Annotated in this window: 11 protein-coding genes and 1 tRNA gene; 5 read left to right on the forward strand and 7 right to left on the reverse strand. The window is 74.6% G+C overall.

Translation table 11 applies throughout. The features are described 5' to 3' along the window. Positions 1–68: 68 nt before the first annotated feature. The 7 genes from ACFZBX_RS04615 to ACFZBX_RS04645 form a co-directional block, all read right to left on the reverse strand. On the reverse strand, positions 69–2,534 hold the full coding sequence (locus tag ACFZBX_RS04615) for a glycoside hydrolase family 65 protein (RefSeq protein WP_391531501.1): 2,466 nt from the start codon (positions 2,532–2,534) through the stop codon (positions 69–71). Next, positions 2,531–3,292, reverse strand: a complete 762-nt coding sequence (locus tag ACFZBX_RS04620; protein ID WP_391531502.1) for an HAD family hydrolase — start codon at positions 3,290–3,292, stop codon at positions 2,531–2,533. The genes ACFZBX_RS04615 and ACFZBX_RS04620 overlap by 4 nt, the downstream gene beginning before the upstream one ends. Before the next feature lie 90 nt (positions 3,293–3,382). Continuing rightward, positions 3,383–4,168 carry a VOC family protein gene (locus tag ACFZBX_RS04625; RefSeq protein WP_391531503.1) on the reverse strand — a complete coding sequence of 262 codons (786 nt, stop codon included), beginning with the start codon at positions 4,166–4,168 and terminating at the stop codon, positions 3,383–3,385. A 177-nt stretch (positions 4,169–4,345) separates the two neighbouring features. Next, the gene (locus ACFZBX_RS04630; RefSeq protein ID WP_391531504.1) at positions 4,346–4,807 is read right to left on the reverse strand and encodes an SRPBCC domain-containing protein; all 462 of its coding nucleotides are present in this window, start codon (positions 4,805–4,807) and stop codon (positions 4,346–4,348) included. A 106-nt stretch (positions 4,808–4,913) separates the two neighbouring features. Next, entirely contained in the window at positions 4,914–6,659 is a 1,746-nt protein-coding gene (locus ACFZBX_RS04635) for an LCP family protein (RefSeq protein ID WP_391531505.1), read from the reverse strand. Positions 6,660–6,950: 291 nt separating this feature from the next. Then, positions 6,951–7,023 (reverse strand) — tRNA-Lys (locus tag ACFZBX_RS04640). A 141-nt stretch (positions 7,024–7,164) separates the two neighbouring features. Further along, complete coding sequence (locus tag ACFZBX_RS04645) at positions 7,165–8,076, reverse strand: LysR family transcriptional regulator (RefSeq protein WP_391531506.1); 912 nt, start codon at positions 8,074–8,076, stop codon at positions 7,165–7,167. Positions 8,077–8,287: 211 nt separating this feature from the next. Between ACFZBX_RS04645 and ACFZBX_RS04650 the strand changes: the two genes are divergently transcribed. The 5 genes from ACFZBX_RS04650 to ACFZBX_RS04670 all read left to right on the forward strand — a co-directional run bounded on the left by ACFZBX_RS04650 (position 8,288) and on the right by ACFZBX_RS04670 (position 14,710). Continuing rightward, positions 8,288–9,583: a cytochrome ubiquinol oxidase subunit I gene (locus ACFZBX_RS04650; protein ID WP_391531507.1), complete on the forward strand. Its 1,296-nt coding sequence runs from the start codon at positions 8,288–8,290 to the stop codon at positions 9,581–9,583. A gap of 49 nt (positions 9,584–9,632) precedes the next feature. Then, the gene (locus tag ACFZBX_RS04655) at positions 9,633–10,667 is read left to right on the forward strand and encodes a cytochrome d ubiquinol oxidase subunit II (RefSeq protein ID WP_391531508.1); all 1,035 of its coding nucleotides are present in this window, start codon (positions 9,633–9,635) and stop codon (positions 10,665–10,667) included. A gap of 54 nt (positions 10,668–10,721) precedes the next feature. Then, positions 10,722–12,401: a thiol reductant ABC exporter subunit CydD gene (gene cydD, locus ACFZBX_RS04660; RefSeq protein ID WP_391531509.1), complete on the forward strand. Its 1,680-nt coding sequence runs from the start codon at positions 10,722–10,724 to the stop codon at positions 12,399–12,401. Then, entirely contained in the window at positions 12,398–14,056 is a 1,659-nt protein-coding gene (gene cydC, locus ACFZBX_RS04665) for a thiol reductant ABC exporter subunit CydC (protein ID WP_391531510.1), read from the forward strand. The genes cydD and cydC overlap by 4 nt, the downstream gene beginning before the upstream one ends. 144 nt (positions 14,057–14,200) lie before the next feature. Further along, positions 14,201–14,710, forward strand: a complete 510-nt coding sequence (locus ACFZBX_RS04670) for a hypothetical protein (RefSeq protein ID WP_391531511.1) — start codon at positions 14,201–14,203, stop codon at positions 14,708–14,710. Positions 14,711–14,787: the final 77 nt, after the last annotated feature.

The raw sequence follows: 14,787 nt of genomic DNA on the forward strand, positions 1-14,787 counted from the left end.
GGGGCTCGCCGGGCAGGAGGGTGAGGGGCGCCCCCGGCCCGGTAGGGCGCCCCCGGGGCGGGTGCGCGCTACTCGGCGGCGAGGTGGTCGGGGCCGGAGGTGATGCGGCCGGTGGAGAGGCCCGCCTGGGCCTGGCGGCGGGCCGGCTCGCGGCCCGGGGGCTGGCTGCAGCGCTCCTGGGCCGGCGGGGTGGTGGTGGGCACCGTGACCGGGCGGCCCGCCTTCACCTGGACCGTCTCGCCGTCGTGCCGCAGGTGGATCACCTCGCCGCGGCGCAGCGTGTACGTGGTCTCGTCGTGGTCGATCCGCACCGCCAGCAGCTGCCCGCGGACCAGCAGCGAGAAGCCGAGCCGCATGATCCCGGTGGGCAGCCTGGGCCGGAACCAGAGCACCTCGCCGTGGTCGCGCAGCCCGCCGAAGCCGGCCACCAGGGCGATGCAGGCCCCGGCGAGCGAGGCCATGTGCAGGCCGTCGCGGGTGTTGCCGCCGAGGTCGTGCAGGTCCATCAGGGCGGCCTCGGCGGTGTAGTCGTACGCGAGGTCGAGCTGCCCCACCTCGGCGGCCATCACCGCCTGGGTGCACGCGGAGAGCGAGGAGTCGCGGACGGTCAGCCGCTCGTAGTAGGCGAAGTTGCGGGCCTTCTGCTCGTCGGTGAAGGCGTCGCCGCGGACCTGCATGGCGAGCACCAGGTCGGCCTGCTTGACCACCTGCTTGCGGTACAGGTCGAAGTACGGGTAGTGCAGCAGCAGCGGGAAGTTCTCCGGCGGGGTCTTCTCGAAGTCCCAGACCTGGTGGTCGGTGAAGCCGTCGGCCTGCGGGTGGACTCCGAGGTTCTCGTCGTACGGGATGAACATCGCGGCGGCGGCGTCCCGCCAGGCGGCGGTCTCCTCGGTGTCGACGCCGAGCCTGGCGGCCTCGCGCGGGTGGCGGGCGGCGGCCTCGGCGGCGGCGCGCAGGTTCGTCTGCGCCATGAGGTTGGTGTAGACGTTGTTGTCGGCGATGGCACTGTACTCGTCGGGGCCGGTGACGCCCTCGATGCGGAACCGGCCGACGGCGTCGTGGTGCCCCAGCGAGCGCCACATCCGGGCGGTCTCGACGAGCAGTTCGAGCCCGTAGTCGCGCTCGAACCCGGCGTCCCCGGTGGCCCGGACGTAGCGGGCGGCGGCGGCCGCGATGTCGGCGCCGATGTGGAAGGCGGCGGTGCCGGCCGGCCAGTAGCCGGAGCACTCCTCGCCGCGGATCGTCCGCCACGGGAACACCGCGCCGGCCAGGCCGAGTTGGACCGCCCGGTCGCGGGCCAGCGGGAGCGTGGTGTGCCGCCAGCGCAGCGCCTGGTTGACGGCGGCGGGCAGGCAGTAGGTGAGCACCGGCAGCACGAAGGCCTCGGTGTCCCAGAAGCTGTGCCCGTCGTAGCCGGGTCCGGTCAACCCCTTGGCGGGGATGGCGCGTTCCTCGCTGCGGGCACCGGCCTGGAGCACGTGGAAGACGGCGAACCGGACGGCCTGCTGGAGTTCGACGTCGCCCTCGATCTCGACGTCGCTGGTCTCCCAGAACTCCTTGAGGAAGTCGGCCTGTTCGGCGACCAGGCCGTCCCAGCCGGTGTACCGGGCGGCGGTCAGCGCGGCCTCCACCTGGTCCCGGACGGCCGGCAGCGAGCGGGTCGCCGACCAGCCGTAGGCCATGAACTTCACCAGCCGCAGCCGCTCGCCGGGGTTCAGCACGGTGGTGACGCTGATCCGGCAGTGGTCGGCCTCCGCCTCGGCGACGGTGTCCAACCGCTCCGGGCCCTCGATCACGTGGCCCATGCCGGCCGCGACCCGGATGCCGCTGTACCGGGTGCGGTGGACCAGCACCGCCTTGGTCCCGCCCGCGTGGTTCGCCTCGGCGAGCAGCGGGGCCTCCAGCACGGCGGCCGCCCGCGGGTCGCCCTCGGGGCCCCCGGGCAGCTGCTCGTTGGCGACCAGCTCGCTCTGCAGCACGATCCGCACCGGGCCGTCCACCGCCTCGACGGTGTACTCGACGGCGGCGACGGCCCGTTGGGTGAGCGAGACCAGCCGGGTGGAGTCGACCTTGATGGTCCGCCCGGCCGGGGAGGTCCACTCGGCGGAGCGCCGCAGCACGCCCTCGCGGAAGTCCAGCCAGCGGCGGTGGCTGAGCAGTTCGCCGTAGCGCAGGTCGAAGGGCTCGTCGTCCACCAGCAGCCGGATGATCTTGCCGTTGGTCACGTTGATGACGCTCTGGCTGGACTCCGGGTAGCCGTAGCCGCCCTCGCCGTACGGCAGCGGGCGCAGCTCGAAGACGCCGTTGAGGTAGGTGCCCGGCAGGCCGTGCGGCTCGCCCTCGTCGAGGTTGGCGCGCAGGCCGATGTGGCCGTTGGAGAGCGCGAAGACGGACTCGGCGCGGGCCAGCGCGGTGAGGTCGAGGCCGTGTTCGGCGATCTGCCACGGGTCGACGACGAAGGGCTGTTCCTGGCGGTCCTGACGTTCCTGGCGCTCCCTGCGCTCCTGACGCTCCCTGCGCTCCTGGCCGGTCATGCCGACGCCTCCTCGGGGTGGTCGGGGATCAGCTCGGCGAGGTCGCGGACGACCACGGTGGCGCCGTCGCGGCGCAGTTCGGCGGCCTGGCCGGTGCGGTCCACGCCGACCACCGCGCCGAAGCCGCCCGCCCGGCCGGAGGCGACCCCGGCCAGCGCGTCCTCGAACACCGCGGCGTGCGCGGGTTCGACGCCCAGCGCCCGGGCGGCGGCCAGGTAGGTGTCCGGCGCGGGCTTGCCCGGCAGCCCCTCGCGCTTGGCGACCACGCCGTCCACGATCACGTCGAAGAAGCCCTCGATGCCCGCCGCGCGCAGCACGTCCCGGCAGTTGGCGCTGGACGAGACGACGGCGGTGGGCAGCCCGAGCGCGCGCAGCCGGCGCACGTAGGCCACCGAGCCGTCGTACGGGGCGACGCCCTGTTCGCGGATCATCCGCAGCACGGTGTCGTTCTTGGCCCGGCTGACCCCGTGCACGGTGCGGGCGCCCGGCGGGTCGGCGTCGGTGCCCTCGGGCAGCTCGACGCCCCGGCTGCGCAGGAAGGAGCGGGTGCCGTCGAGTCTCGGCCGCCCGTCCACGTGGGCGTCGTAGTCGGCGACGGCGTCGAACGGGATGAACGGCCCGCCGGTGCGGGCCGCTTCGGCGCGCAGGAAGGCGTCGAAGGTGTCCTTCCAGGCCGCGGCGTGCACCGTGGCGGTCTGGGTGAGCACCCCGTCGAGGTCGAAGAGGAAAGCGCGGATGTCGTCCGGTAGCCCCAGCATGGGTGCAGTCTTACCCGTCCGCGCGCGGCGTACCGCCCATTCCCGGCGGCGCGTCGCGGGAACGGGCGGTCCGCCGGCGGCGGCCGGGGCTCAGGGCGAGTCCGGGGTGGAGGTGACCGCGAAGGCCGCGCCCTGCGGGTCCCGCACCACCGCCATCCGCCCGGCCTGCATGTCGAACGGCGGCTGGATCACCGAGCCGCCCGCCTTGACCAGGGCGTCCACCGTGGAGTCGGTGTCGTCCACCGAGAAGTAGGTCATCCAGTGCGAGGGTGTGCCCGGCGCCAGGTACTCGGCGACCGGCTGCATGCCGCCCACCGTGTGGTCGCCGACGTTGAGCGAGTAGAAGCCCTCCATGCCCTGGATGGTCCCCGGCCGCAGGCCGAACGCCTGCTGGTAGAACCGGCCGGCCGCGCCGGTGTCGGTGGTGTTGAGCTCGTTCCAGACCAGCGCGCCGGGCTCGTTGACGATGCCCGCGCCGATGAAGTCCAGCTTCTGCCAGACGCCGAACACCGCGCCGGTCGGGTCCGCGGCGACCAGCATCCGGCCGGTGCCGCCGACCTCCATCACCGGGTGGACGATCGTTCCGCCCGCCCCGGCGACGGCCTGCGCGGCGGCGTCGGCGTCGTCCGCGGCGAGGTAGGTGGTCCAGGTGACCCGGGACGGCGGCTGCCCCTCCTGGGCGGAGTTCGCCATGATCCCGGCGACCGGCTTCCCGTTCAGCGAGCACACGGAGTAGCCGCCGTACTCGGGCGGGCCGACCTCGCCCTGCCAGCCGAACAGGTCGCGGTAGAAGTCGAGCGCGGCCTGCTGGTCGCTCGTCGTCAGGTCCACCCAGCAGGGGGTCCCGGGCTTGTACGGTGCGGTGACTACGGGCATTCCTGGGCCTCCAAGCGAGGGTCGTCCGCCGGGCGGGCCGCCGGGGGCGCGGGCCGCTCGGCCGCGCGGCCGACGGCCGTACACCGCCCACCATCGCCGCGCCTCCGCGATCCCGCCACCGGACGGCCTCCCGGCGGGTCGCCGTCCGCCGGGCGGTCGCCGGCGGGGTGCGGGCGGTCACGGCGCGTGGTGGTGGCCGCCCTTGGTGAAGAGCGGCTGTGCCTTGCCGCTCTGCGCGTAGTCCTTCAGCCGGACGACCAACTGCGCCCAGGTGCCGGCCACCATCGGCACGCCCTCCTCGCTGCCGGGCTGCCAGCCGCCGTGCCGCAGCAGCAGCCGGGTCCGGTGGCCGGGTTCGCCCCGCTCGTCGGGCCGGTCGGCGAGGTCCCAGCTGATCCAGGTGCCGGCCCAGTGCGGCGGGAAGGCACCGGCGTTCGTCCACACCACCCGGTCCGGTCCGGTGCGCTCGCGCCGCAGCCGGAACGGCTCGGGGACGCCGGGGAAGCCAAACAGCAGCACGTCGTCCTCCCGCTCCACGTCCGTGGTCCACCAGGAGGTCAGCCCGTCGTGGGTGGTCAGCGCGGCCAGCACGACGGCGCGCGGCGCGGCGATGTCGAGCTCCAGGGCGATCTCGGCCATGGGTTCCGCCTTTCGGGCCTGCTGCTCCCCCCGGCGTGTCCGACAGGCCCACCATGGCACGGGCCCGCAGGCGGCGCGCCCCGGGCCCGGGGCGGCCGGTGGCGGATCAGTAGGAGATCTTCTCGCAGATGTCGTCGTCGGCCGAGCGGGCCGCTTCGGTGACGCTGGGCGGCAGCGAGGCGGGCGCGGACGGGGTCGCCGGGGCGCTGCCGGAGCCGCTCGGGGCGGCCGCTCCCCCGTTGGCCGCCGCGAAGTCCTTGCCGACGATCACGGTGACGCCCGCCGTGCCTCCCGGCTCGACGGTCGCGCCGGGGAACAGGGCCGCGGCCTTCTCGGCGTTCGCCTTCTGCCCGGAGGCGTACTGGACCATCGTGGTCGTGTACTTGAGGCTCTTCGCCGGGCCCACCGCGGTGGCGGTGAACTTGGCCGCCTTGAGCTGCTCGGCCGCCTTGCCGGCCATGCCGTCGACGGAGGTGCCGTTGTAGACGGACACCTTGATGTTCTTGTTCACGGTGTCGCTCGCGAGCGGGGAGGCGGAGGTGGGGGCGGGGGCGGACTCGGCGGCGGTGGCCGGGGCGGTCGGCGAGGGCGCCTCGGCGGGCTGCTCACCGGTGGCGTTCTGGCCGTCGATGGTGCGGTCGGCCCTGATGGTGGCCCAGAGCTTGTCGGCGTCCGCCGTGACCAGCTCCAGGTCGTCCTTGTGGAAGCGCCAGGGCGGGGTGACGAACTTGATGTCGTGCAGGTCGATGTCCTTCAGCGAGAGAGCGAGGGACATCAGCTTGTCGACCGTGCCGAGCCCCTCGTCGACGCGCAGCGACTTGGTGGCCGCGTCGGCCAGCGGCAGCAGGTTCGTGGGGTTGAGACCGCGCTGCTTCACCGCGCTGATCATCGAGCCGATGAAGGCCTGCTGGCGCATCATCCGGCCGATGTCCGAGCCGTCGCCGAGGCCGTGCCGCAGCCGGACGTAGTCGAGCGCCTGCTGACCCTCCACCTTCTGGCGCCCGGCGGGCAGCACGACGTCGCCCTTCCTGCCGAGCTTCGGGTTGATGTCGCCCTCGTGGATCTCCTTGGGCAGGCAGACGTCGACGCCGTGCACGGCCTTGGTCATCGCCGCGAACCCCTGGAAGTCGACCACCATGGTGTGGTCGATCCGGATGTCGGTGATCTTCTCCAGGGTGTTCTGGGTGCAGGCCGGGTTGCCGTCCGGGTGGCCGCCGGTGGAGAAGGCCGCGTTGAACAGGACCTTCTCGCCCTTCTGCTCCTTGGTCCACTTCCCGTCCGGCTTCTTGCAGGGCGGGATCGTCACGATGGCGTTGCGCGGCATCGAGATGCCCACGGCGTGCTTGTGGTCCGCGTAGATGTGCAGCAGGATCGTGGTGTCCGAGCGGGCGCCCTCGGCGTCGCCGCCGCCGAGGTCGGAGTTGTCGCCGCCGCGGCTGTCCGAGCCGATCAGCAGGATGTTCACCGGCTTGTTGCCGTTGGCGTCGGCCTGCGCCTCCGGCGGGCGGTCCTTGCTGAACGCGTCCGGGTCGATGGTCTTGATGTTGCCGTTCAGCTTGTAGTAGATCAGCCCGCCCGTACCCGCCAGCAGGACGAGCACGCCGGCGGCGGACCAGGCGACGATCTTCTTGGCGCCCCACTTCGGCTTGCGCGCCGCCGCCCTGGCCGCGGCGCGACCGCCGGGCGCCGGCGCGCCCTGGACGGCGCCCGCCTTGCCCTGGGCGGCCCGGCGGGCCTCGGCGCGTCCGCCCGGACGGGGCGGGGGCACGGCGGCGGCCTTCGTCCCGTCGGCCGTGAGCGCACCGGGCGCGTCGTCACCGCGAGCCGGACCCTCGCCCCACTGACCTGACATGCATAAGACCTTTCACCACCGGACACCGCGCCCCCCTGCGTCCGGACGCGTTGCACACAAAGAGACGGTCGAGGAAGCCCTGAGGTTGCACATACGACGGTCGCAATACCCTACGAATGCCCCCGAGATGACTTCCCCACGGCCCCGCGGCGGGCCCCTTGTCCCCCAGGAGGCCAGCTCTCGGATCATACAAACCGATGATCCGGCCGAATCGTTCCGCGTCCCGGAGGCACCCCGGGAACGGCGGAGGCCCGGATCGGAGGTGGTCCGGCCCGGGCCTGCGCGTGTCGGTGGGGCGCCAGGGGCTCGAACCCTGAACCCACGGATTAAAAGTCCGCTGCTCTACCCATTGAGCTAGCACCCCGACACCGTGGACATCATGCCAGACCGGGCCGTCCCGTGCGGACGAATACGGGCCCGGCGGCGGGCGGCGGGGGCCCGCCCTACGGGGCGGCCGTCACGGGAACAGCCTTCCGACGGTGGTGACGCGGGCGCAGCGCAACGATCACCGGGCCCGGGGGGCCGGCCCGCGGTGCGTCACGAGCGGCCTGCTCACGGTGAACTCCCGGAACCGGCGGGCCGCTTCGGAGTGGTAGGCCGCCCGGTTCCAGACCAGGTTGAGCACCCGGTGGCAGTTGGGGGCCGCCAGGCGCACCCAGGCCACCGGGACGTGGGTGTCGGTTCCGGCCAGCCGGGACATCGCCGGGATGAGGCCGATGCCGAGGCCGGTGCTGATCATGTCCTGGCTGGCCCCCGGCTCGTCGCCCTCGCAGGACAGCCGCGGGGTCAGCCCCTCGGTCGCGAACAGCCGCTCCAGCAGGGCGCGCTGCCAGTGGCCCCGGCGGGTGGTGACGAACGGCTCGTCGGCGATCTCGGCGACGGTCACGCTCTCCCGGCCGTCCAGCCGGTGCCCGCGCGGGACGGCCAGCAGCACCTCCTCGCGGAGCAGCTCGACGGACTCCAGGTCCGGGCCGGCCAGCGGCTGCGAGGCCATGCAGAAGTCGACCTCGCCCGCGCGCAACTGGCGGTCCATCTCCTCCACGTTGGACTGGAAGAGCCGCACCTCGGCGCCCGGGAAGGCGGCCCGGAAGCCGCCCATCAGACGGGTGACGGTCAGCAGCGTCTCGGAGGCGACGCCGACCCGGCCGAGCCCGCTCTCCCGGGCCTCCCGCAGCGCCCGGCGCCCGTCCTCCAGCTCGCTCAGCGCGCGGTCGACGTGCCGCAGGAACACCGCGCCGTACTGGTTGAGCCGGATCCGCCGGCCCTGCCGGTCGAAGAGCGCGGTGCCAAGCTCCGCCTCCAGCCGGGCGATGGTGCGGCTGAGCGAGGGCTGGGCGACGTTCAGCTCCTCGGCGGCGCGGCTGATGTGCTCCAGGCGGGCGACGGCCTGGAAGTGGCGCAGCTGCAGCAGATCCACGGTTCACCTCGAATGATGCCTGACGGGTTATCCGTACATAGCAAAACCGGTCTTGGAAGGCATGAGCAATCCTCACCTAGCGTCTGCGGCGGGGTTCGTCGCACGGGTGGCGGGCAGCGATGCCCGCCACCCGCCACGCGAGGCGAGGAGCCCCGCCCCTTCCCTCCGTCCGCCGATCCGGAGGCCGACCGGCCCCCAGGAAGGTCGCATCATGAGCGCTGCCGACCTGGCCCGACTCCAGTTCGCGGCCACCACCGGCGTGCACTGGCTCTTCGTCATCCTCACCATGGGGCTGGTCCCCCTCGTGGCGTTCATGCACACCCGGGCCGCGTACACCCGGGACCCGGCCACCCGCGCGATGCGCGAACGCATGACCCGCTTCTGGGGCCAGCTCTACGTCGTCAACTACGCGGTCGGCATCGTGACCGGCCTCGTCATGGAGTTCCAGTTCGGACTCTCCTGGAGCGGACTGAGCAGGTTCGCCGGCAATGTCTTCGGCGCCCCGCTGGCGCTGGAGACCCTGATCGCGTTCTTCGCCGAATCCACCTTCCTCGGCATGTGGATCTTCGGCTGGGGCCGGCTGCGCCGCGGTGTGCACGTCGCGCTGATCTGGCTGGTCGCGCTCACCGCGTACGCCTCGGCGTTCTGGATCCTGGTCGCCAACGGCTTCCTCCAGCACCCGGTCGGCTACGAGGTGCGCGACGGCACCGCCTACCTGACCGACTTCGGCGCGCTGCTGACCAACCCCAACGCCCTGGTCGCGCTCGGCCACATCGCGCTGGCCGCGCTCACCACCGGCGGTGTCCTCGTCGCCGGCATCAGCGCCTGGCACTTCGCCAAGGGCACCCGGGAGACCGCGCTGTTCCGCGGCTCGCTGCGGCTGGGCGTCTGGGTGGGCATGCTCTCCTCGTTCTTCGTCGTCATCGTCGGCGACCTCCAGGTCCCGGTGATCGAGCGGACCCAGCCGATGAAGGCCGCCGTCCTCGGCGGCAGTGGCGTCGCCGAGGAGCAGGCCCGGCTGGTCGCCCAGTACGGCCCCGGGGACTACGTGCCCTGGCAGGGCTGGGTGAGGAACGCGATGGACCTGATGACCATCCTCGGCAACACCGTCTCGACCATCACCTTCATCGCCGCCTTCCTGCTGCTGAAGGACCTGCTGGTACGCCGGCGCCCGCTCGCCCACCTGATGACCGCGATCATCCCGCTGCCCTTCATCGCCTCGGTCGGCGGCTGGGTGGTGCGCGAGATCGGCCGCCAGCCCTGGCTCGTCCACGGAGAGTTGACCGTCGACGAGGCGCTGTCGGACGTCGGCAGGGGCGCCCTGGCGGTGTCCTGCGCCCTGTTCGTCGCGATCTTCGCGGCCCTCGCCGCGGTCAACTGGACGCTGATCGCCCGCTTCGCCCGGCGCGGCCCGGACGGCGCCCAGCTCGGCGCGGGGGATCCGCCGGCCGACGGCCTGCCCGACCCGGGCGGCGCCGACGGCAAGCAGCCGGTCCCGGCCTTCTGATCCCCCCAACCGAGATGAATTCCCCGAATCCGAAGGAAGGTTGGGCGACATGAGCCTGGAGACCCTCTGGCTGGCCCTGCTCGGCCTGCTGCTCGCCGGCTACTTCGTGCTCGGCGGCTACGACTACGGCGTGCAGATGCTGTCCCCGTTCCTCGGCGGCCCGCCCGCGGGCCCCACCGGGGCACGGGACCCCGCCGGACGGAACGCCGCGCTGGACGCGATCGCCCCGTTCTTCCTCGGCAACGAGGTGTGGCTGGTCGCCTTCGCCGGCGTGATGTTCGGCGCCTTCCCGCACCTGGAGGGCAGCCTGCTGACCGGCCTGTACCCGCTGATCGTGGCGATCCTGGCCGGCCTGGTGCTCGGCAACGCCGCCGTCCAGCTGCGCGGCCGCTCCCGCGGGCCCCGGGCGGCGCGGATCTGGAACGCCCTGGTGGTGCTCGGCGGCGCGTTGCCCGCCGTGTGCTGGGGCATCGTGGTCGGCCTGCTGCTGCACGGCGTACCCCGCCGGGCGGACGGCTCCTTCCACATCGGCCCCGGCGAGGTGTTCGCGCCGTTCGCGCTGACCTGCGGCTCGGCCACCGCGCTGCTCTTCGCCGGGCACGGCGCCGCGTTCGTCGCACTGCGCTCCGGCCCCGGCCTCGCCGCCGGCGCACGGCGGGCGGGCGCCGCCCTGCTCGCCGCCGCCGGCGCCGCGAGCGCCCTCGCGCTGCTGCTGTCGCTGTTCGGGGCGGGCGCCTCGATGACCAGGACGGCCACCTCGGCGGTCCTGTTCGCGCTCGTCGCCGCCGCCCTCGCGGCCGGCCGGTGGTTCCTCACCCGCGGCCGCGACGCCCTGGCGTTCACCGCCACCTGCGCCGCGACCGCGCTGCCGGTACCGCTGATCGGGGCCGGCCAGTACCCGTACCTGCTGACCGCCACCTCGGGCGCGGGGCTCACCGTCGACGAGGCCGTCGCCGACGGGGCGACGCTGAGGCTGCTGCTCGGGTTCGGCGTGCTGGTCGTCCCGGTGATCCTCGGGTACCAGGCCTGGAGCTGGTGGGCGTTCCGCGGCCGGACCGGCCTGCGCCACCCCGACTACTTCTGACCGCACGCCGCACACCGCACACGCCGGGGAGGAAGCCATGGGAGGGAGCACGGGATGAAGCCGGCCGAACGCCGACTGCGGCGCGAACTCCCGGTGGTGCGACGGCACCTGGCCGCCTCGACCGCGCTCGCGCTGCTCGGCGCCGGGCTCGTCGTCGGCCAGGCCGTCCTGCTCGCCGGACTGCTCGCGGACGGCTTCGCCGGCGGCCGGGGCCCGCACACCGGCGCCCTCGCCGCCCTCGCCGCCGTCCTCGGCCTGCGCGCCCTGCTCGCCTGGGCCCGCGGCACCCTCGCCCGGCGCGCCGCCGCCGAGGCCGGGCGCGCCCTGCGCGAGCGCCTCGCCGACCGCCTGCGGCGCACCGGCCCGCACCGCCTGGCCGCCCGCCGCCACGGCGAGACGGCCACCCTGCTCACCCGCGGCCCGGACGCCCTCGACCCGTACCTCACCGGCTACCTGCCGGCCATGGCCGCCTGCGCCGTCGTCCCGCTCGCGGTCGTCGGGTGGCTCTGCCGGACCGACTGGCCCTCGGCGCTGATCATCGTGGTCACGCTCCCCCTGATCCCGGTGTTCGGCGCGCTCGTCGGGGCGCACACCGCCCGCCGCACCGCCCGGCAGTGGCGGCTGCTCGCCCGGCTCGGCGGCCACTTCCTCGACGTCCTCGCCGGACTGCCGACACTGCGCGCGTTCGGCCGCGAGCACCACCAGAGCGGCGTGGTGCGGGAGATGGCCGACGCCCACCGGCGGGCCACCATGCGGACGCTGCGGGTGGCGTTCCTCTCCTCGCTCGTCCTGGAGACCGTCGCCACCCTGTCGGTCGCGCTGGTCGCCGTCCCGGTCGGCCTGCGACTGCTGGCCGGTGAACTGGACCTGCGCACCGCCCTGGTGGTCCTCCTCCTCGCCCCCGAGGCCCATCTGCCGCTGCGTGCGGCGGGCGGGGCCTTTCACGACAGCGCCGAGGGGATCGCGGTGGCCGAGCGGGTCTTCGCCGTCCTCGACGAGGAGGAGCCCATGGCCGCCGCCCCCGGTCCCGTACCCGGCGGCCGGACGGCCCGGCTGCGCCTCGACGCGGTCACCGTCCACCACCCCGGCCGCGCCGAGCCCGCGCTCGACGCCGTCTCGCTCACCGTCCGCCCCGGCGAGCGCCTCGCCCTGGTGGGCCCGAGCGGCGCCGGCAAGTCCACCCTGCTCGCGCTGCTGCTCGGCTTCACCGCCCCCACCACGGGCCGGGTCCTGGTCGACGGCACCGACCTCGCGGCGCTGGACCCCGACGGCTGGCTCACCCAGGTCGCCTGGGTGCCGCAGCGCCCGCACCTGTTCGCCGCGAGCATCGCCGACAACATCCGCCTCGGCCGCCCCGGCGCGAGCGACGCCGAGGTCCGCGCGGCCGCCCGCGCCGCCCACGCCGACGGCTTCGCCGAGGCCCTCCCGCAGGGCTACGACACCCTGCTCGGCGAGCACGGCGCCGGGCTCTCCGCCGGACAGCGCCAACGCGTCGCCCTCGCCCGGGCGTTCCTCAAGGACGCGCCGGTCCTGCTGCTCGACGAGCCCACCGCCCACCTCGACCCGGAGAGCGAGGCCGCCGTGGCCCGGGCCACCGCCGACCTGATGCGCGGACGCACCGCCGTCGTGGTCTCCCATCGCGGGAGCCTGCTGCCGCACGCCGACCGGATCGTCACCGTCCGGGCGGGCGTCCTCGGCCCCGCCCCGGCCGGCGAAGGCCCGGTGCGGCCGTGACCGCCCCCACCGCGCGTCTGCTGCGCCACCTGCTCCCGCACCGGCGCCGCCTGCTGCCCGCCGTCCTCGCCGCCGCCGGCGGCGAACTCAGCGGCGCCGCCCTGACGGTTACCGCCGCCTGGCTGATCACCCGCGCCGCCGAACAGCCACCGCTCTCCGCCGTCGCGGTCGCCGTCGTCGCCGTGCGCGCCCTCGCCCTCGGCCGGGGCACCCTGCGCTACGCCGACCGCCTGCTCGGCCACGACGGCGCGCTGCGCGCCGTCGCCGGCTTCCGCGCCCGGGTGTACGAGGCGCTGGTGCCGCTCGCGCCCGCCGGCACCCCGGCGTTCCGCTCCGGCGACCTGCTGACCCGCCTGGTCGACGACGTCGACGCCGTTCAGGACCTGCTGCTGCGGGTACTCGTCCCGGTCACCGCGGCCGGCCTGGTCGCGGCCGCCGCCACCGGTACCGCCCTGGTGCTGCTGCCCTCCGCCGGACTGCTGCTCGGGGCGCTGCTCGCCGTGGCGGGCCTGCTGGTGCCCGCCCTGGTGCTCGCGCTGTCCCGCCGGTCCGGGCGCGCGGAGAAGGCGGCCCGCGCCGAACTCGCCGCGCTCACCGTCGATCTGACCGCGGGCGCGGCCGACCTCGCCGCGTACGGCGCCCGCGGCCGCGCCCACGAGCGGGTCCGGGCGGCCACCGACCGGATCGCCGCCCTGGAACGCCGCGCGGCGCCGACCACCTCGCTCGCCGTCGCCGCGGTCCTGCTGTTCCAGGCCGCCGCCACGGTCGGCGTCACCTGGCTCGGCCTGGACGCCCACGCCGACGGCCGACTGCCCGCCGTCCGGCTCACCGTCCTCGCGGTGCTCGCCCTGGTCTCCTTCGACGCCCTGGCCGCACTGCCCGCCGCCGCCCGTCGGCTCGCCCACGTCCAGGCCTCCGCCGGCCGGCTCGCCGACCTCATGGACACCCCGCCCCCGGTCACCGACCCGGCCGACCCGGCCCCGTTGCCCGCCGACGGCCCGCTCGGCGTCGAGATCACCGGCCTGCGGGTCCGTCACCACCCCGACGGCCCGGCCGTCCTCGACGGCGTCGGCCTGCACCTGCCGCCCGGCCGCCGGGCCGTCGTCGTCGGCGCCAGCGGCTCCGGCAAGTCCACGCTGATCGCCGCCCTGATGCGGTTCGTCCCCTACGAGGGCGGCAGCATCCGGGTCGGCGGCCGCGAACTGCGCGACTGCGCGGGCGCCGACGTCCGCCGGGTGATCACCGGCATGACCCAGGACGCCCACGTCTTCCACACCACGATCCGGGCCAACCTGCGCCTGGCCCGCCCCGACGCCACCGACGGGGATCTCCGCGAGGCCGCCCGCCGGGCCCGGCTGCTCGACTGGATCGAGTCCCTCCCCGACGGCTGGGAGACCGTGCTCGGCGGGGACGGTGCCACCGTCTCCGGCGGCCAGCGCCGGCGCCTGCTCCTGGCCCGCGCCCTCCTCGCCGACCCGCCCGTCCTCGTCCTCGACGAACCCACCGAGGGCCTGGACCCGCACACCGCCGCCGCCGTCCTGGCCGACGTCCTCGCCGCCACCCGTGGCCGCACCACCCTCCTGATCACCCACGACCGCAGCGCCCTCACCGCCGCCGACACCGTCCTCACCCTCGACGGCAACACCCCGGCCTGAACGCGGAAACGGCCCCGGGCGGAGGTCGTCCGCAGCAGCACCAGTAGGCCGGGAACAGGTAGGCAGACTACTCAAGTGGGGCGGTCTGTGCTACCAATTGATTGGTAGCCAACGTATTGGCAGTCAATCCATAGGGGGATCCCGGTGACCAAACTGCTGCTCTCGGTGCATGTGCTGGCGGCGATCCTGGCGATCGGCCCGATCACGGTGGCGGCCTCGATGTTCCCCCGCTTCGTCAAGCCGCAGAACGAGGGCGACAACCCGGCCGGGGAGGAGCGCACCCCCGCCACCGCGGCGCTGCTGCACCGGATCTGCCGGGGATACACCGTCGTCGGCGTCGCCGTACCGGTCTTCGGCCTCGCCACCGCCATCCGGATGGGTGTGCTGGGCGACGCCTGGCTCATCGCCTCGATCCTCCTCACCGCGATCGCGGCGGCCCTCCTGCTGATGGCGATCCTGCCCGGCCAGGAGCGGCTGCTCGCCCGGCCCGCCGGCGCGGCCGCGGACACCGCGGCCCCGGAGGCGACCCGGTCCGCGGCGGCGACCCGGTCCGCGGCGGCGCGCCTGGCCATGGTCACCGGGATCTTCAACCTGCTCTGGGCCGTGGTCGTCGTGCTGATGATCGTCCGCCCCGGCTCGACGACCGGCGCCTGAGCGCCGACCCCCCGCAGAACCCGCCCCATCCGCCCGGGACGAGGACAGACATGGCCCTCCCCAACGCGGCATCCGGT

Source organism: Kitasatospora sp. NPDC008115, from assembly GCF_042957205.1.
Taxonomy (GTDB): Bacteria; Actinomycetota; Actinomycetes; order Streptomycetales; family Streptomycetaceae; genus Kitasatospora.

What these genes read in the sequence shown, in the direction of transcription:
- ACFZBX_RS04620 (WP_391531502.1), bottom strand. Translation starts at nt 3,292, where the DNA reads ATGCTGGGGCTACCGGACGACATCCGCGCTTTCCTCTTCGACCTCGAC.
- ACFZBX_RS04625 (WP_391531503.1), bottom strand. Translation starts at nt 4,168, where the DNA reads ATGCCCGTAGTCACCGCACCGTACAAGCCCGGGACCCCCTGCTGGGTG.
- ACFZBX_RS04630 (WP_391531504.1), bottom strand. Translation starts at nt 4,807, where the DNA reads ATGGCCGAGATCGCCCTGGAGCTCGACATCGCCGCGCCGCGCGCCGTC.
- ACFZBX_RS04650 (WP_391531507.1), top strand. Translation starts at nt 8,288, where the DNA reads ATGAGCGCTGCCGACCTGGCCCGACTCCAGTTCGCGGCCACCACCGGC.
- ACFZBX_RS04615 (WP_391531501.1), bottom strand. Translation starts at nt 2,534, where the DNA reads ATGACCGGCCAGGAGCGCAGGGAGCGTCAGGAGCGCAGGGAGCGCCAG.
- ACFZBX_RS04655 (WP_391531508.1), top strand. Translation starts at nt 9,633, where the DNA reads ATGAGCCTGGAGACCCTCTGGCTGGCCCTGCTCGGCCTGCTGCTCGCC.
- ACFZBX_RS04635 (WP_391531505.1), bottom strand. Translation starts at nt 6,659, where the DNA reads ATGTCAGGTCAGTGGGGCGAGGGTCCGGCTCGCGGTGACGACGCGCCC.
- cydD (WP_391531509.1), top strand. Translation starts at nt 10,722, where the DNA reads ATGAAGCCGGCCGAACGCCGACTGCGGCGCGAACTCCCGGTGGTGCGA.